The sequence below is a fragment of the Kribbella sp. NPDC051586 genome, from assembly GCF_044453965.1.
Lineage (GTDB): Bacteria > Actinomycetota > Actinomycetes > Propionibacteriales > Kribbellaceae > Kribbella.
Map to the genome: position 1 here is coordinate 1,529,286 of NZ_JBITDF010000002.1, position 17,031 is coordinate 1,546,316.

Here is a 17,031-nt window from a genome sequence, read left to right on the forward strand (position 1 = left end):
TCTCCATTCAGATGACGCCGGCGGCCTTGAGTTCGGAGAGCTCGGCCGTGTCGATGCCGAGCGCGCCGTAGACGGCGGAGTTGTGCTCGCCGAGACCGGGTGAGGTCTCCACCTCGACCGGCGAGTCGGACAGCTTGATCGGGCAGCCCACGGTCTTGAACGTGCCGCGCTGCGGGTGCTCCACCTCGACCACCGCGCCGAGGTCGGCCAGTGTCTCGTCCGCGATCAGCTCGGAGGTGGACATGATCGGCCCGCACGGCACGTTCAGCGCGTTGAGCTTGTCCATCACCTCGAACTTGGTGTGCTGCTCGGTCCACTGCTCGATCAGCGCGAACATCTTGTCGAGCTTGTCCAGCCGCGCGGCCGGGGTGGACCAGTCGGGGTCCTCGGCCAGCTCCGGCTTGCCGATCAGGTTGGCGATCGGCGCCCACCCGGGCGGCTGCACGATCACGTAGATGTAGTCGTTCGGGCCGCCCGGGGCACACCGCAGCGCCCAGCCGGGCTGACCGCCGCCGGACGCGTTCCCGGACCGCGGCACCTCGGTGCCGAAGTTGTCGTTCGGGTACTCGCGCAGCGGTCCGTGCGTCAGGCGCTGCTGGTCACGCAGCTTGACCCGCGTCAGGTTGAGCACTGCCTCCTGCATGGCCACGGTCACCCGCTGGCCCTTGCCCGAGTGTGTGCGCTGGAAGAGCGCGGCGAGGATGCCGGCGACCAGGTGGATCCCCGTACCGGAGTCGCCGATCTGCGCACCGGTCGCGGTCGGCGGCCCGTCCTCGAACCCCGTCGTACTCATCGCGCCGCCCATCGCCTGGGCGACCACCTCGTAGGCCTTGAAGTTCTCGTAGCGGCCGGGGCCGAAGCCCTTGATCGAGGCGAAGATCAAACCCGGGTTGAGCAGTTGCAGCCGCTCCCAGGTGAAGCCCATCCGGTCGATCGCGCCCGGCGCGAAGTTCTCCACCAGGATGTCGGCGTTCTTCACCAGGTCGGTGAAGATCTCCTTGCCCCGGTCGGACTTCATGTTCAGCGTGATGCTGCGCTTGTTGCAGTTGAGCATCGTGAAGTAGAGGCTGTCGACGTCCGGGACGTCGCGCAGCTGCTGGCGGGTGATGTCGCCGGTCGGTGCCTCGAGCTTGACCACGTCGGCGCCGAGCCAGGCGAGGATCTGGGTGCAGGACGGTCCGGACTGCACGTGGGTCATGTCGAGAACGCGGACACCTGCGAGGGCCTTCGTCATGCTGGGTCCCCTTTACTTGTACATGGTCTGGTTCATGGTTCCGGGCGCGTACGCGTCTGGGTCGACCCAGACGTTGATCAGCGACGGCAGTCCGGATTCGCGGGCGCGCTGCATGGCCGGCCCGATGTCCTTGGGGTCGCGAACCTCTTCGCCGTACCCGCCGAGCATCCGGGCGAACTCGTCGTACTTGACGTCGCCGAGGGTGTTGCCGATCCGGCCGCGGTCGTGGCCGTACTTCGCCTCCTGGCCGTAGCGGATCTGGTTCATCGAGGAGTTGTTGCCGACGACACCGACGAACGGCAGGTTGAAGCGGACGAGCGTCTCGAAGTCCCAACCGGTCAAGGAGAAAGCGCCGTCGCCGAACAGCGCGACAACTTCCTTGTCCGGTCGCGCGTACTTCGCCGCGAGGACGAACGGGATGCCGACGCCGAGCGTGCCGAGCGGGCCCGGGTCCATCCAGTGGCCGGGCGACTTGGGCTGTACGACGCCGCCGGAGAACGTGACGATGTCGCCGCCGTCGCCGATGTAGATCGAGTCCTCGGTGAGGAACTCGTTGATCTCGTGCGCGAGCCGCAACGGGTGGATCGGGTTCGCGTCGGACAGCTGCCGCGGGAGCCGCTTCTGGTACGCCGCGTCCTCCTCGGAGCGGAGCTCGGCGAACCAGGCCTTGCGATCGGTCTTGTGCAGCCGGCCCGACGCCGCCTGGGTGACCGCGGACAGGATCGCGCCCGGATCGCCGACCAGGCCGAGGTCGATGTCGCGGTTCTTGCCGACGGTGCGGTAGTCCATGTCGATCTGTACGACGGTCGCGCCCTTCGGCAGCCGGCGCCCGTACCCCATCCGGAAGTCGAACGGCGTGCCGACGATCAGGATCAGGTCGGCGTTGTTGAACCCGTACCGCCGGGACAGGTGGAAGTGGTGCGGGTCGCCGGGCGGCAGCGTGCCGCGGGCGGCGCCGTTCATGAAGGCCGGTACGTCGAGGGTCCGGACGAACTCGGTCGCCGCGTCGCTCCCGCGGGCGGTCCACACCTGCGTGCCGAGCAGTACGACGGGCTTCTCGGCCCGGACCAGCAGATCGGCCAGCGCCTCGATGCTCGCCGGGTCGCCGATGCTCTTCGTCGACGCGCGGTAGTGGCCGGCCTCGGGAACCGTCGCTGACTCGACCGGGACCGAGTTGTCCAGGATGTCGCGCGGGATCTCCAGGAAGGACGGGCCGGGTGCGCCGTTGTAGCACTCGCGGAACGCCATCGACACCATGTCGGCGGCCCGCGCGGTGTGCGGCACGGTCGCGGCGAACTTGGTGATCGGCGTCATCATGTCGACGTGCGGTAGGTCCTGCAGGGACCCCATCTTGTGCTGGTTCAGCGCGCCCTGGCCGCCGATCAGCAGCATCGGGCTCTCGGCCCGGAACGCGTTCGCGACACCGGTAACGGCGTCCGTCGTCCCCGGGCCGGCGGTCACGACCGCGCAGCCGGGCTTGCCGGTCACCCGCGCGTATCCGTCCGCGGCGTGCGCGGCGACCTGCTCGTGCCGGACGTCGACCACCGCGATGCCCTCGTCGACGCAGCCGTCGTAGATGTCGATGATGTGCCCGCCACAGAGCGTGAAGATCACGTCGATCCCCTCGGCCTTCAGGGCCTTCGCGACGAGGTGACCACCGGAGATCGTCTCCGGCTCGTTCACCTGGGCGACGGGCTGGGTCTCCGACACTGTCTGCGCCATCTGCAGTCCTCTCCTCGGAAGGGGCCGAGCTTCGATCGGCTTGAGTGTAGATTGCATACCGTATGGTGTAGTCGTAGTCTTATCCCACGCTGCGGTAGTTGTCCAGAGTTCGCGCCGAGGAGGCTGTGATGACGATTTCCGAGGAGCTCGACCGGACCCGCACCGCTCTCCTCGCACTGGAGAAATCCCTTATGGCGTTGAGAAATCGGATCGGCCCGCATCTCGACGTACTGCGGCTGCTGGACGATCTCGAGCGCTGTACGGCGGACCTGCGCCGGCTCGAGCAACAGGTCCGCGCACCGCGCCAGGGCGAGCTCGTGGCGATCCCGGACGGCGACTACGACCCGGACTTCTGGGCCGACGCCGAGCACGAGGGTCTGGGCTGAGCCGCGAGGCAAAGCTTCAGGAGGCTCTTGAGTCGTACGTCGTTCGCCGTCCTCGCCGCGACCGCCACCGCCTCGGCCGCATGTTCCGTCGCGACGAAAGTGCGGTAGAAGGCCTCGCTCCTATGACCCAGAACCGGCAACCACCAGCGGGCCGACCCCGCAGGGCGTTCCTCGGTACCGAGCAGGTGCAGCGCGGTCTGATGCGCAGCGCCCAGACGCCTCCGCTCATCGCCGGCGAGTTCACCGCCGGCCAGCGCGGTGGACACACACAGCGCGACCAGGCGGGCAGACGATTCAAAGCCTGGGCCGGCAGTGTCGAGAAACAGCGGAGCGAGTGGGAGCAGCTCCCGGCGACCGGCGGAGCTGCTGTGGTCATGGACCGCCCGCGCCACTGCACTCAGTACTGGGTGTACGCAGGCAGGACGGTCCGTCCAGGGCTCTCGCGCCAGGCGGGACACCAACTCCATCACGCACGGCTCCGGCCGGTGGGCCACTCCGTATCCGTTCACTCGCCCGCCACCGGCGTGCCGAGATGCTGACGGACCGACAGCGCCGGCCGACCGGGTTGTTTGAGCAGTCGCACGCTCAGCGCGGTCAGGATGCCGAGCAGGCCGGCGGCCAGGAACAGCGGTCGATAGCCCACCACTGCGACCAGCGATGCTGCAAGTCCGATGCCGAGAAGGCCACCGACGGCTTTCGCGGAGTACAGGATCGCCTGGTTCTGCAGCAGGCTGTTCTCGCCGAAGAACTCCAGCACGAGGTTGGCCATGATCGCGTAGAACGCGCCGCCACCCAGTCCGGCGAACATCGCGCAGACCACGAAGGCCCAGCCACTGCCGGCGATCACGAGACCGACGTGCGCGAAGCCTTCGATCATCAGTACGGCGGCCAGCACTCTCCTGCGGCCGAACCGATCCGACAGATGACCCGCCGACGATCGTCCGAGACCGTTGACAGCGGCAAGCATTCCGGCGGCCGCGCCGGCGATCGCCAGCCCGAAGCCGGTGCTGACCGCATAGCTCGCGACCAGGCCGATGCCGAACAGCGACAACGCGGTACTGATTGCCAAGAGCAACCACATCAACGGGAGCGCGCCGGTCTTCATCGCCTCCGCGGGACGGTAGTGCCGGACCGCGGGCGCGTTGTTCGGGATGCTGCGGTTCAGCTTGCGGTCGATCGCCCACGCCTGTGCGTCGAGGTCCGCGGGCCACCAGTACCTCGGGGGATCCTTCAGCAGGCCGCCCGCGACCAGCACGATCAGCAGCGCGACCAGCGCGGTCACATCGAAAACGATCCGTTGACTCGACTCGAAGATCGTCAGCAGCGCGATACTCGGTACAGCACCGACGGCGAAGCCACCGGTCACGAACCCGATCGTCGCGGTACGGCGGTCCGGGAACCAGCGCGCCGACGTGGTGATACAGGCGGAGTACACCAGACCGGCGCCGACGCCGCCGAGGACCGCGTAGCCGATGACCGCCGCGGCGTAGCTGTGCGCGTGGGCGAGGGTTGCGAGACCGATCGCGGCCAGCACACCGCCTAGTACGACGAGCTGTGTCGGCGTTGCCCGCCGTACGCGCTGGATCCAGGCGGCCGGGATCGCGACCACGGCCTGGCAGGCGACGAAGATCGCCAGCAGCCACAGGGTTTGCGTCGCACCCCAGCCGCGGTCGAAGCCGAGCGCGGCGGTGCCGAACGAGTACTGCAACGGGCTGATCGCGACCATGCAGGCCCACGCCGCCCAGAGTTGCCAGCGCCTGGAGTGCCCGGTCAACTCACGGGCATCCTCGCCGATCCGGTATCGCCGGCCGTAGACATCACGCACATCGTGGGGCGTCACGTGATCCATCTCGCCTCCTGACAGTGTTATGCCGCGCTCCGCGCGGTCGTCATCGGGCCTGGATTCCCGGCCTTCCCTCGTCGCTCCGGTCGCTTCGCTCCCTGCGCTCCTCAGTCCAGGCCGGGGGTCCGATGACTACTGCATACCGTATGAAGTCTGTGGTACTCCCCCGACACCGCAGCTGTCCAGACCTGGGGTGTTGCGACCTGGCTCTTGTGACCAGATTGCATACCGCATACAGTCGTCCGCACACATTGAGGAGGCGACGTGGACCTGATGGAGTACCAAGCCAAGGAACTCTTCGCCCGGCACGGCGTCCCGGTGACGCTCGGCCGGGTCATCGAGGATCCGGCCGACGCGGCGGAGGCAGCCGCGGAGCTCGGCGGCCGGGTGGTGGTGAAGGCCCAGGTGAAGACCGGCGGCCGCGGCAAGGCGGGCGGCGTGAAGCTCGCCGCCACACCTGAAGACGCGCGGAAGCTGGCGGGCGAGATCCTCGGGATGGACATCAAGGGGCACACCGTGCACCGCGTCCTGCTCGCGCCCGCCGCGGACATCGCCGACGAGTACTACTTGTCCTTCCTGGTCGACCGCGCCAACCGCGAGTACCTGTGCATCGCGAGCACCGAGGGCGGCGTGGAGATCGAGGAGGTCGCGCACGCGAACCCGGACGCGATCGCGAAGGTGTCGATCGATCCGGCGGTCGGGGTCGACGAGGCGAAGGCGGCGGAGATCGTCGCGGCCGCCGGGTTCCCGGCCGGCGCACAGGACGTAGTACGGAAGTTGTGGGACGTGTTCGTCGCCGAGGACGCGTCGCTGGTCGAGGTGAACCCGCTGGTGAGGCTGGGCGACGGCTCGCTGGAAGCGCTCGACGGCAAGGTGACGCTCGACGACAACGCGGCGTACCGGCACGCGGATCATGCCGGCCTCGAGGACCACGCCTCGGCCGATCCGCTGGAGGCCGCGGCGCTCGAGAAGGGCCTGAACTACGTCAAGCTCGACGGCTCGGTCGGCATCATCGGCAACGGCGCCGGCCTGGTCATGTCCACGCTCGACGTGGTCGCGTACGCGGGTTCGCGGTACGGCGTGAAGCCGGCGAACTTTCTCGACATCGGTGGCGGTGCGAGTGCCGAGGTCATGGCGAACGGACTAGGGATCATCCTGTCCGACCGGCAGGTCCGCAGTGTGTTCGTGAACGTGTTCGGCGGGATCACCGCCTGCGACGCGGTCTCCAACGGCATCGTGCGGGCGCTCGAACTGCTCGGCGGCCAGGCCGACAAGCCGCTGGTCGTCCGGCTGGACGGCAACAACGTCGACGAGGGCCGAAAGATCCTTGCCAAGGCCAACCATCCGCTGGTGACCGTGGTGGACACGATGGACGACGCGGCGGCCCGGGCTGCCGAGCTGGCCGCCGAGAAGGGATTGTAGAGATGGCGATCTTCCTGACCGAGAAGAGCCGGGTCGTCGTACAGGGCATGACCGGGTCCGAGGGACAGAAGCACACCAGCCGGATGCTTGCTGCCGGCACCAATGTGGTCGGCGGCGTGACCCCGGGCAAGGGCGGCCTGTCGGTCGACTTCGCGAAGCGGTCGATCCCGGTCTACGGATCGTGCGCCGACGCGGTGAAGGCAACAGACGCGGACGTGTCGGTGGTGTTCGTGCCGCCACGCTTCACCAAAGGCGCTGTGATCGAGGCTGTCGACGCCGGCGTACCGCTGGTCGTGGTCATCACCGAAGGCGTGCCGGTACAGGACACCGCCGCGTTCTTCGCGCATGCGCAGGCCAACGGGACGCGCGTCATCGGCCCGAACTGTCCGGGGATCATCAGCCCGGGCCGCGCGAACGCCGGGATCATTCCCGCGGACATCGCGGGACCGGGCCGGATCGGTCTGGTGTCGAAGTCGGGCACGCTGACCTACCAGATGATGTACGAGCTGCGGGACTTCGGGTTCTCGTCGGCGATCGGGATCGGCGGCGACCCGATCATCGGGACCACGCATATCGATGCGTTGCAGGCGTTCCAGGACGACCCGGACACCGACGCGATCGTGATGATCGGTGAGATCGGTGGCGACGCCGAGGAGCGGGCGGCCGCGTTCATCAAGGAGAACGTGACCAAGCCGGTCGTCGGTTACGTGGCCGGCTTCACCGCGCCGGAGGGCAAGACGATGGGCCACGCGGGCGCCATCGTGTCCGGCTCGTCCGGGACGGCGGCCGCGAAGAAGGAGGCCCTCGAAGCCGCCGGCGTACGCGTCGGCAAAACCCCGACCGAAACCGCAGACCTGATGCGCTCTGTACTAGTCGCCGTTTGAGCGACGCGGCGCCGCGGTGCTTCTGCGGATGACGAGCTCGGTGGGGACCGCGACCGGGGCGTGATGGTGCTCGCCGGAGTGGATCTCGGCGATCAGGGCGTCGACGCTCTGGCGGCCTACCTCGGTGAAGGTCTGGCGGACGGTGGTGAGAGGCGGCCAGAAGTGGGCCGCCTCTTCCATGTCGTCGAAGCCGACCACGCTGACGTCGTCGGGCACCGCGCGACCCCGCTCGTACAGCGCGCGCAGCAGGCCGAGGGCCATCTGGTCGTTGGCCACGAAGACCGCCGTCACCCCGTCGTCCTCCGCGAGGCGGCGGCCGGCCTCATATCCGGACGTGGCCGACCAGTCCCCGTCGAGCACCGGCGGCACCTCCCGGCCGTGGTCGATCAGCGTCTGCTCCCACGAGCGACGACGCCGGTCCGCCGCGAACGATGTCGGCGGACCACCGAGATGCCAGACCGTCTTGTGCCCCAGGTCGAGCAAGTGCTCGGTCGCGAGCCGAGCGCCCTGCCGCTGGTCGGTGTCGACGATCGGGTAGTCGTAGTGGGCGCTCGAGTCGACGACCACGACCGACAACCCTTCCGGCAGCCGTACGCCGGCCGCGTCCAGGGTGTGCGCCTCGATCAGGATGATCACGCCGTCGACGGCTTGCTCCCCGAGCCGCCCGAACGCGTTCGTCACCGCGCTCTGGGTGACGTCCAGGACGGGGACCAGGTTGATCGAGTACCCGCGGATCGTCGCCGCGGTGGCGATCGCGTCGAGCGTGCGCGTCGTACCGAAGCTGTGCAGCTCGAAGACGATCACCCCGATGCTGCGGTACTCGCCGTTCCGCAGCGCGCGGGCCGCACTGTTCGGCCGGTAGCCGAGCTGGTTCATCGCGGCCCGGACCCGGTCGCGGGTCTCCGCGTCGACGTTGTGGCGATCGTTCGCGACCCTCGAGACGGTCTGCCCGGAGACGCCGGCCAGCCGGGCGACGTCCGCCATCGACGGACCGCGCCGCCGCTTCCCCGGTGATACCTCCGCTGACATCCCCGCCTCCTCGGTCGTGTCCGCAGTGTAGACATGTTGACGTAAACACGTTACCGTCGCCGCGTCGATGTTGACGTCAACATGCGCGCGTCGCAGGACGTCCGAGGGCGAGAGGAGGTCGACGGACATGGCAGAGTCCATGGCCCAGGAGTCGGCCCGGCAGGTGCGGCCGGTGTCCGCGGCGGGCCGGAGACGGCGGCGGGCGTCGCAGGACGGCAAGGGATGGATCTTCGTCGGCCCGTTCCTGGCGGTGTTCGCGCTGACCTTCCTGGCGCCGATCGGGTACGCGATCTACCTCAGCCTGTACCGCAACCAGGCCTTCTTCGGCGGCAAGGTGTTCGTCGGGATCGACAACTACACCGAGGCGCTGCGGGACCCGAAATTCTGGGAGGCGTTCGGCCGGGTCGCCGCGTTCCTGGTGGTTCAGGTGCCGATCATGCTCATCCTGGCCCTGCTCGCCGCGCTCGCGATCGACAGCGCCCGGCTGCACGCGTCCGGCTTCTTCCGGATCGTGATCTTCCTGCCGTACGCCGTGCCGGGCGTGGTCGCCGTCCTGATGTGGGGCTACATCTACGGCGACAACTTCGGGCTGGCGGCGAACCTGAACGACCTGTTCGGCACGACCGCGATCCAGCCGCTCAGCAGCAGCTGGATGCTGCCGTCGATCGCCAACATCGTCACCTGGGAGTTCGTCGGCTACAACATGCTGATCTTCTACTCGGCGCTGCGCACGGTGCCGGGTGAGCTGTACGAGGCGGCGGCGATCGACGGGGCCGGCACGTTCCGGACCATCCGGGCCGTGAAGCTGCCGGCGCTGCGCGGGGCGATCGTGATCGCGACGATCTTCTCGATCATCGGCAGCTTCCAGCTGTTCAACGAGCCGAACATCCTGCGCACGCTCGCGCCGAACGTGATCACGACGTACTACACGCCCAACATGTACGCCTACAACCTGTCCTTCGCCGGCCAGCAGTTCAACTACTCGGCCACCATCGCGATCGTGATGGGCGTCATCACCGCGATCATCGCGTACGTCGTCCAGCTCCGCGGCTCCCGGGAGTCCCTCTGATGAGTGCACTGACCTCTCCCCTGCGCCAGAAGCGGTCCAAGCTGCTGACCGGCGTGATGGTCCTTTACCTGCTCTACACGATCCTTCCGCTGCTCTGGCTGTTGCTGAGTGCAACCAAGACGCAGGACGACCTGCTGTCGACGCCGGGGCTGTGGTTCGGCAAGAGCTTCGCGTTCTTCAGCAACATCAAGGACACGCTGACCTACAACGACGGCATCTTCCTGCGCTGGCTCGGCAACACTGTTCTTTATGTGGTCGTCGGCGCGGGCGGCGCGACGCTGCTCGCGACAGCGGCCGGCTACGGATTGGCGAAGTACAAGTTCGCCGGCCGGCGCGCGGTCTTCGCCGTACTGCTCGGAGCGGTCGCGGTCCCCGGTACCGCGCTCGCCGTACCGACGTTCCTGATGTTCTCGAACCTCGGACTGACCAACACCGTGTGGGCGATCATCATCCCGTCGCTGGTGAGCCCGTTCGGGCTGTACCTGATGTGGGTCTACGCGACCGACGCCGTTCCTCATGAGCTGCTCGAGGCGGCGCGGATCGACGGCGCCGGCGAGGTGCGGACGTTCTTCACCGTGGCCTTGCGACTGCTTGCCCCGGGCATCGTCACGACGCTGCTGTTCGCGGTGGTGTCGACCTGGAACAACTACTTCCTGCCGCTGATCATGCTCAGCAAACCCAACCTCTACCCGCTCACGGTCGGCCTCACCCAGTGGAGCAACCAAGCGACCGGCGTCGGGGCCCGCCCCATCTACAACCTGGTGATCACGGGGTCGTTGCTGACCATCGTGCCTCTGGTGATCGCCTTCCTTCTACTCCAGCGGTTCTGGCAGTCCGGCCTGTCCGCGGGCTCCGTCAAGTGAAAGGCAACAAGATGAAGGTACATCGGCGCGGCATCCGGCGGCTGGTGGTCGCCGGGGCTGCAGTCATCGCCCTCGCGGCCGTGGCGGCCTGCGGCGGCGGGTCGTCCAACGACAGCGCGAGCGGCGGCGCGACCACGGGCTCGTCCGACGCCGTCGACGCGGCGCTCAAGGCCGGCGGCGAGATCACGTACTGGAGCTGGACGCCGTCGGCGGAGGCCCAGGTCAAGGCGTTCATGGCGCAGTACCCGAGCGTCAAGGTGAACTACGTCAACGCCGGGACCGGCAACGACCACTACACCAAGCTGCAGAATGCGATCAAGGCCGGCTCCGGCGCACCGGACGTGGCCCAGGTCGAGTACCAGGCGCTCCCCCAGTTCGCGCTGCCCGGGTCGCTGGTGGACCTGAACCAGTACGGCTTCAGCCAGTACGAGTCGGCGTACACCGCCTCCACCTGGGCGGCCGTCCACGCCGGCAGCGGTCTGTACGGTCTGCCGCAGGACTCGGGTCCGATGGCGCTGTTCTACAACAAGGAGGTCTTCGACAAGTACGGCCTCGCCGTGCCGAAGACCTGGGACGAGTACGTCGCGGCCGCAAAGAAGCTGCACGCTGCGAACCCCAAGGCCTACATCACCAACGACTCCGGTGACGCGGGCTTCACCACCAGCATGATCTGGCAGGCCGGCGGCCAGCCGTTCAAGACCGACGGCAAGAACATCAGCATCAACCTGGCCGACGACGGCTCCAAGAAGTGGACCGGCACCTGGAACCAGCTCGTCGAGGGCGGTCTGGTGTCGCAGATCCCGGGCTGGACCGACGAGTGGTTCAAGGCGCTTGGCGACGGCACGATCGCGACGCTGCCGACCGGTGCGTGGATGCCCGGCGTGATGGAGTCCTCGGTCAAGGCCGGCGCCGGCAAGTGGCGCGTCGCCCCGATGCCGACGTACGACGGCCAGCCGGCGACCGCGGAGAACGGCGGTAGCACCGAGTCCGTGCTCAAGCAGAGCAAGAACCCGGCCCTCGCGGCGGCGTTCGTCCGCTGGCTGAACCACGACGAGGGCGTGAAGCCGTTCCTCGCCAGCGGTGGCTTCCCGGCGACCACGAAGGACCTGAAGGACACTGCGTTCGTGGACAAGGCGAGCGCGTACTTCGGCGGCCAGAAGATCAACCAGGTGCTGACCGGTGCAGCCGACAACGTCGTGAAGGGCTGGAGCTACCTGCCCTACGAGCTGTACGCCAACAGCATCTACGGCGACACCGTCGGCAAGGCGTACCAGTCGAAGTCCGACCTGAACGCCGGACTGAAGGCCTGGCAGGACGCGCTGGTCAGCTACGGCAACCAGCAGGGCTTCCAGGTCAACGGCTGACACATGCTCGAGATTGGTGAGTCCGACTTCTTGCTCGACGGCCGGCCCTTCCGGATCCTGTCCGGTGCACTGCACTACTTCCGCGTGCACCCGGACAGCTGGGCCGACCGGATCGAGAAGGCCCGCCTGATGGGGCTCAACACCATCGAGACGTACGTGCCGTGGAACGCGCACAGCCCGCGGCCGGGCACCTTCGACACTGCCGGGATGCTCGACCTCGAGCGCTTCCTGCGGGAGGTGGCCGCCGCCGGCCTGTACGCGATCGTCCGCCCCGGCCCGTACATCTGCGCGGAGTGGGACAACGGCGGCCTCCCTGCCTGGCTCTTCCGGGAGCCAGGTCTGGGGGTCCGCCGGTACGAGCCTCACTTCATGGCCGCAGTCCAGGAGTACCTGCAGAACGTCCTGCGGATCGTCGAACCGTTGCAGGTCTCTGCCGGCGGGCCTGTGCTGCTGGTGCAGGTCGAGAACGAGTACGGCGCGTTCGGCGACGACCCGACGTACCTGAAGGCCGTGGCCGAGATCATCCGGGGCGCTGGGATCACCGTGCCGCTGGTGACCGTGGACCAGCCCGTCGACGCGATGCTCGCGGCCGGTGGGCTGGACGGCGTACTGCGGACCGGGTCGTTCGGATCGCGCGTTGCCGAGCGACTGGAAACACTGCGGCGGCACCAGCCGACCGGACCGTTGATGTGTATGGAGTTCTGGGACGGGTGGTTCGATCACTGGGGCGGACCGCACCACACGACCAGCGTGGCGGAGGCGGCGGCCGAGCTCGACGCGCTGCTGGCGGCCGGTGCCTCGGTGAACATCTACATGCTTCACGGCGGTACGAACTTCGGTCTGACCAGTGGCGCCAACGACAAGGGCGTCTACCGTCCGACCATCACGTCGTACGACTATGACGCTCCGTTGGACGAGGCGGGGCATCCGACGCTGAAGTACCACGCGTTTCGGGAGGTGATCTCCCGCTACGCGACCGTCCCTGACGATGTGCCGGCGGCGGGGGCGGCCGCGCCGGAGACATCTGCCGCGTTGGCCGACCCGCGGCGGTTGCTGGCCGATCCGTGGGGGTCGTGGAGTGAGCACGTGGCGCTGCCGACGCTGGATGAGCTGGACGCTCGGCTGGTGCTGTTCCGGACCGAGGTTCCGTCCCAGGACCCGGTGTTGCTGAGCGTTGGCGAGGTACGGGACCGCGCGTACGTGTTCCTGGACGGCGCTCCGGTCGGAGTGCTGGACCGGGAGCGGCACGACCGGGCGCTGATGCTGCCGCACGGCGGGCACCTCGAGATCCTGGTCGAGGACCAGGGGCGGGTGAACTACGGGCAGCGGATCGGCGAGCCGAAGGGGCTGATCGGCCCCGTCCGGCTCGGTGCGCACGAGCTCGCCGACTGGTCGGCCTGCGTCATCGACCTGGACGGCGTACCGAAGCTGTGGGACGACGTGGACCTGACCCCGGATGCCCCTGGCGTCGGGCCGACGGCGTGGCGGGCGTCGTTCGAGGTCGGCGAACCGGTCGACCACTTCCTCTCGACCGTTGCTTGGGGCAAGGGATTCGCCTGGGTGAACGGCTTCAACCTCGGCCGCTACTGGCGCCGCGGACCACAGCACACCTTGTACGTACCCGGTCCACTGCTCCACCCCGGCCGCAACGACCTCGTCGTACTCGAACTCGACGTGATGGCCGATCCGGTCGCCCACTTCGTCGCAGGCCCATCACTGGGACCACTCGAGCTCTAGTTGGAACAGGTGGGTCCGGCGTCGCTGTTGGCCGGACCCACCTGGCTCTACTTTTGGCCGGGCCTTCGGCACCGGCGTGGTCGTGGGGCCTCGACGCTCATGAGGGGAGGCCGACTTTGGTGGCGAGCAGGTCGGCTACCGCGTGTACGGCGCGCAGGGTGGGGGCCTTGACGCCGGTGAGGTCGGCGAGCTCGACGACCGCGGCCAGGATGACGTCCAGCTCGAGTGGCTTGTCCTTCTCGAGGTCCTGCAGCATCGACGTCTTGTGCTCCCCGACGCGTTCGGCGCCGTCGAGGCGCTTCTCGACGGAGATGTCCGGGTGACAGCCCAGGGCGCCGGCGATCTCCAGCGACTCCTCCATCATCATCCGCACCATCTGCCGCGTGCCCTGGTGCGTGGCGATCTCCACCATCGTCGCCCGGGCCAGCGCGCTGATCGGGTTGAACGCCGCGTTGCCGAGCAGCTTGATCCAGATGTCGTTGCGGATGTCGGCCTCGACCGGACACTTCAGTCCGCCGGCGACCATCGCCGTACTGAACTCCTCACATCGTTGCGACGAGCCGCCCGCGGGTTCGCCGATCGAGAAGCGAGTGCCTTCAAGGTGCTGTACGAGGCCCGGTCCGGCCAGCTCGGTGGAGCAGTAGACGACACAGCCGACCGCTCGGTCGAGGTCGAGCACCTGGGTGACCGAGCCGCCCGGGTCGACCGATTCGATCCGGCGGCCCTCGTACGGTCCCTTCAGGCCGTGGAAGTACCACCAGGGGATGCCGTTCTGCGCGGCGACGACGACCGTGCGGTCGTGCAGCAGCGGCTGGAGCAAGGGCCCGGCGGCCGCGTACGAGTTCGCCTTGAGCCCGAGAAAGACGTAGTCGACCGGCCCGATCTCGGCCGGGTCGTCGGTGGCCGGCGTCCGGGCCTCGAAGTCACCGCGTGGACTGAGCACCTGCACACCGCGCGAACGGATCGCTTCCAGGTGCGCACCGCGGGCCACCAGGTGGACCTCGGTCCCACCGCGGTGCAGCGCCGCGCCGACGTACGCACCGATCGCGCCGGCGCCGAGAACCGCAACTCTCATAGGGGTCCCTGCCTTCCGGTTTGTATACGGCATACAGTAGGCCGGGCCCGGAATGCGGTCAAGATCACATCTGGCGGCAAGCGCTCGCCAAAAAAGTTCGGCACGGACCGATGAATCGGCGACGGCCCGGCGGTAAGTACTGGCACAACCACTCGAACAAGGAGCAGGAACCATGGGCCACGTCATCGTCACCGGATTCATCAGCCTCGACGGCATCGTCACCGACCCCGACGGCTCCGGCGGCACGCCGGGCGGCGGCTGGGCGTTCCGGCACGGTCCCGAGACGCACGGCGGAGACAAGTTCCGGCTCGGCGAGCTGATGGACACCGGCGTACTGCTGCTCGGCAAGAACACCTGGCAGCTGTTCAGCAAGCTCTGGCCGAACCGCACCGACGAGTTCTCCACCCGGATGAACAAGATGGCCAAGGTCGTCGCGTCCCACACGCTGACCGACGTGTCGGCCTTCCCCAACTCGACCCTGATGGAGGGCTCGCTGGCCGACTACGTGCGGTCCGAGCCGCGGACGATGGCGGTCACCGGCAGCGTGAGCGTGATCCGCGCCCTGCAGGCGGCGGACCTCGTCGACGAGTACCGGCTGATGACCTTGCCGTCGATCGTCGGCTCCGGCGAGAAGATGTTCGGTCCGTCCGACCACCCCGTCCACCTGCGGCTCGAGTCGGTCGTACCGGCCGGCGCGGCCTCGCTGGCGACGTACGTGCGTTGACCCTGGGCTTGGCAGGATGGCCGGGTGATGGTGTGGATCGGTGGCGCCCCAGGCGCAGGGAAGTCGACGATTGCTCGAGGGCTTGCGCGGCGGGGCGACCTGCCGCTGCACCCGATCGACCTGTGGACCTACGCGCATCTGGACCGGATGCCGCCGCTCCGGCCGCTGGCAGAGGACCTGGCCGAGGGACCGGAGTACGCCGCGGATGCCTTCGTACGGATCGCACGGCTACGGCTGGAGCTGGTGGCCGCGGATGTGCAGGAGCGGTCGCTCGGCGACGTACCTGCGCTGGTCGAGGGCCCGCAGCTGTTCCCGTCGATGGCTGACGGCGTCGCGGCAGCAGTCTGGTTGCTGCCGGACGCCGAGCAGACCCGGCGCGTCCGGGAGGAGCGGCTGGCCCGGGCGAACGATCCAGCCGGCCGAGCCCGGTTGGAGGGTCTGCTGGCGCGTGACGCCGTACTGGCCGACCGGGTACGGCGGGAGGCGGCCGAGCGCGGGCGGGCCGTCATCGAGGTCCCGGCCGAGCCGGACTGGGCGGCGATCACGCAGGCGGTCGAGGATGCGCTGGGGCCGCTGCCGGGCCTGCAGCCTGGTGAGGAGCTGAGCCGTCAGCGTCGGTACGAGAACCTGGCGGCGTGCGTGCAGGGGCGGCTGTGGCAGGCGGACGCCGGGCTGGCCGAGCTGCCGCCGTACCCCTTCGCGTGCGAGTGCGGGTCGTCCGGTTGCACGGCCACCTGGTCCGCGACTCCGGACGAGTACGACGCGCGTCGAGATCAGGGATGGCTGATGACTCACTCAGCGTGCTAGGGTCTATCCGGTTGATGTTTTGCAGTTCCACGTTCGTTTCGAAGCGCCCGCGGATTTGTGATCCGCCGGGCGTTTTGTCGTATCAGGAGAAAATCATGGCTTTGGGAACAGTGAAGTGGTTCAACGGCGAGAAGGGCTTCGGCTTCATCTCCCAGGAGGACGGCGGCGCTGACGTGTTCGTCCACTACTCGGCGATCCAGACGCAGGGCTTCCGCTCGCTGGACGAGAACCAGAAGGTCGAGTTCGAGATCGCCCAGGGCCCGAAGGGCCTGCAGGCGGAGAACGTTCGCCCGATCTGAAACGCTTGACGGCAGGCCCGGGCGACCGGGCCTGCCGTCACGTGCTCCACAGGTCCTCGCCGTCTTCCACCACATCGGTGCGGGCGAGACCTACGGCCGCTGCCACAGCGGCTGACGCAGTGTGATCCGGATGGACGTGCGCGATGATCCGGTCGACATTCTGTGCTCGCAGCCAGGTGACGAGTCCCTGGGCTGCCTCTTTCGCGAAGCCCCGGCCCTGCCACGCGGTGCCGATGACCCACGCGATCTCCGCCGTACCTCCAGTGATCGTCGCCTGCACGTAGCCGATCAGGTCGTCGTCGTGCTGGATGACCCAGTTGAGCCACTGCTCGTCTTCGCGGTCCGGACCGGTGATCTGACGGCGGTACCGAGCCTCCAGCTCGTCGACAGCCGGCGGCTCGCCACCTGTGAACGTGTAGAGGCCGGGGTCGGCAAGGACCTCCGCCATCGCCCCGGCGTACTCGACCTCGAGCGGCAGCATGGTCAGGCGGTCGGTCGCGATCATCGCGCCACCGTAGCGCCATTTGCCGATCCGGCAACATGAGGTGGGATGCGCCCGGTAGTGGGACCAGA

The 17,031-nt window shown here is 68.2% G+C and carries 16 protein-coding genes; 10 read left to right on the forward strand and 6 right to left on the reverse strand.

The genetic code is table 11. The features are described from left to right. Positions 1–7: 7 nt before the first annotated feature. Positions 8–1,234: a formyl-CoA transferase gene (frc, locus tag ACIA58_RS17630; protein ID WP_396404706.1), complete on the reverse strand. Its 1,227-nt coding sequence runs from the start codon at positions 1,232–1,234 to the stop codon at positions 8–10. A gap of 12 nt (positions 1,235–1,246) precedes the next feature. Further along, on the reverse strand, positions 1,247–2,956 hold the full coding sequence (locus ACIA58_RS17635) for a thiamine pyrophosphate-binding protein (RefSeq protein WP_396404707.1): 1,710 nt from the start codon (positions 2,954–2,956) through the stop codon (positions 1,247–1,249). A gap of 128 nt (positions 2,957–3,084) precedes the next feature. On the opposite strand from ACIA58_RS17635, the gene ACIA58_RS17640 reads away from it, so the two are divergent. Then, a complete protein-coding gene (locus tag ACIA58_RS17640) occupies positions 3,085–3,342 on the forward strand; it encodes a hypothetical protein (RefSeq protein ID WP_396404708.1) in 258 nt (85 codons plus the stop codon). Between the two features lie 505 nt (positions 3,343–3,847). On the opposite strand, the gene ACIA58_RS17645 is transcribed toward ACIA58_RS17640, so the two are convergent. Next, the gene (locus ACIA58_RS17645) at positions 3,848–5,191 is read right to left on the reverse strand and encodes an OFA family MFS transporter (protein ID WP_396404709.1); all 1,344 of its coding nucleotides are present in this window, start codon (positions 5,189–5,191) and stop codon (positions 3,848–3,850) included. A 258-nt stretch (positions 5,192–5,449) separates the two neighbouring features. Here ACIA58_RS17645 and sucC point away from each other — a divergent pair, with 258 nt between their 5' ends. Further along, positions 5,450–6,607 carry an ADP-forming succinate--CoA ligase subunit beta gene (gene sucC, locus ACIA58_RS17650; RefSeq protein ID WP_396404710.1) on the forward strand — a complete coding sequence of 386 codons (1,158 nt, stop codon included), beginning with the start codon at positions 5,450–5,452 and terminating at the stop codon, positions 6,605–6,607. Positions 6,608–6,609: 2 nt separating this feature from the next. Continuing rightward, entirely contained in the window at positions 6,610–7,491 is an 882-nt protein-coding gene (sucD, locus tag ACIA58_RS17655) for a succinate--CoA ligase subunit alpha (RefSeq protein WP_396404711.1), read from the forward strand. Here sucD and ACIA58_RS17660 read toward each other — a convergent pair. Beyond that, on the reverse strand, positions 7,477–8,520 hold the full coding sequence (locus ACIA58_RS17660; protein ID WP_396404712.1) for a LacI family DNA-binding transcriptional regulator: 1,044 nt from the start codon (positions 8,518–8,520) through the stop codon (positions 7,477–7,479). The two genes, sucD and ACIA58_RS17660, sit on opposite strands and share 15 nt — an antisense overlap. Before the next feature lie 127 nt (positions 8,521–8,647). Here ACIA58_RS17660 and ACIA58_RS17665 point away from each other — a divergent pair, with 127 nt between their 5' ends. From ACIA58_RS17665 to ACIA58_RS17680, 4 genes are read left to right on the forward strand one after another with little or no spacing between them, the layout of a single operon-like run. Beyond that, the gene (locus tag ACIA58_RS17665) at positions 8,648–9,589 is read left to right on the forward strand and encodes a carbohydrate ABC transporter permease (protein WP_396404713.1); all 942 of its coding nucleotides are present in this window, start codon (positions 8,648–8,650) and stop codon (positions 9,587–9,589) included. After that, complete coding sequence (locus ACIA58_RS17670; protein ID WP_396404714.1) at positions 9,589–10,452, forward strand: carbohydrate ABC transporter permease; 864 nt, start codon at positions 9,589–9,591, stop codon at positions 10,450–10,452. The genes ACIA58_RS17665 and ACIA58_RS17670 overlap by 1 nt, the downstream gene beginning before the upstream one ends. An 11-nt stretch (positions 10,453–10,463) precedes the next feature. Beyond that, positions 10,464–11,816, forward strand: a complete 1,353-nt coding sequence (locus ACIA58_RS17675; RefSeq protein ID WP_396404715.1) for an ABC transporter substrate-binding protein — start codon at positions 10,464–10,466, stop codon at positions 11,814–11,816. A 3-nt stretch (positions 11,817–11,819) separates the two neighbouring features. Then, positions 11,820–13,553 (forward strand): beta-galactosidase family protein, encoded by a 1,734-nt coding sequence (locus ACIA58_RS17680; RefSeq protein ID WP_396404716.1) that lies wholly within the window; start codon positions 11,820–11,822, stop codon positions 13,551–13,553. 97 nt (positions 13,554–13,650) lie between these two features. On the opposite strand, the gene ACIA58_RS17685 is transcribed toward ACIA58_RS17680, so the two are convergent. Continuing rightward, positions 13,651–14,628 (reverse strand): 2-dehydropantoate 2-reductase, encoded by a 978-nt coding sequence (locus ACIA58_RS17685; RefSeq protein WP_396404717.1) that lies wholly within the window; start codon positions 14,626–14,628, stop codon positions 13,651–13,653. Positions 14,629–14,800: 172 nt separating this feature from the next. Here ACIA58_RS17685 and ACIA58_RS17690 point away from each other — a divergent pair, with 172 nt between their 5' ends. The 3 genes from ACIA58_RS17690 to ACIA58_RS17700 all read left to right on the forward strand — a co-directional run bounded on the left by ACIA58_RS17690 (position 14,801) and on the right by ACIA58_RS17700 (position 16,458). Then, complete coding sequence (locus tag ACIA58_RS17690) at positions 14,801–15,352, forward strand: dihydrofolate reductase family protein (protein ID WP_396404718.1); 552 nt, start codon at positions 14,801–14,803, stop codon at positions 15,350–15,352. Positions 15,353–15,379: 27 nt separating this feature from the next. After that, positions 15,380–16,159, forward strand: coding sequence for a hypothetical protein (locus tag ACIA58_RS17695; protein WP_396404993.1), 780 nt, complete (start codon positions 15,380–15,382; stop codon positions 16,157–16,159). A gap of 95 nt (positions 16,160–16,254) precedes the next feature. Next, the gene (locus ACIA58_RS17700; RefSeq protein ID WP_134096839.1) at positions 16,255–16,458 is read left to right on the forward strand and encodes a cold-shock protein; all 204 of its coding nucleotides are present in this window, start codon (positions 16,255–16,257) and stop codon (positions 16,456–16,458) included. Positions 16,459–16,495: 37 nt separating this feature from the next. Here ACIA58_RS17700 and ACIA58_RS17705 read toward each other — a convergent pair whose 3' ends face one another. Continuing rightward, positions 16,496–16,963 (reverse strand): GNAT family N-acetyltransferase, encoded by a 468-nt coding sequence (locus tag ACIA58_RS17705; RefSeq protein ID WP_396404719.1) that lies wholly within the window; start codon positions 16,961–16,963, stop codon positions 16,496–16,498. Positions 16,964–17,031 lie beyond the last annotated feature (68 nt).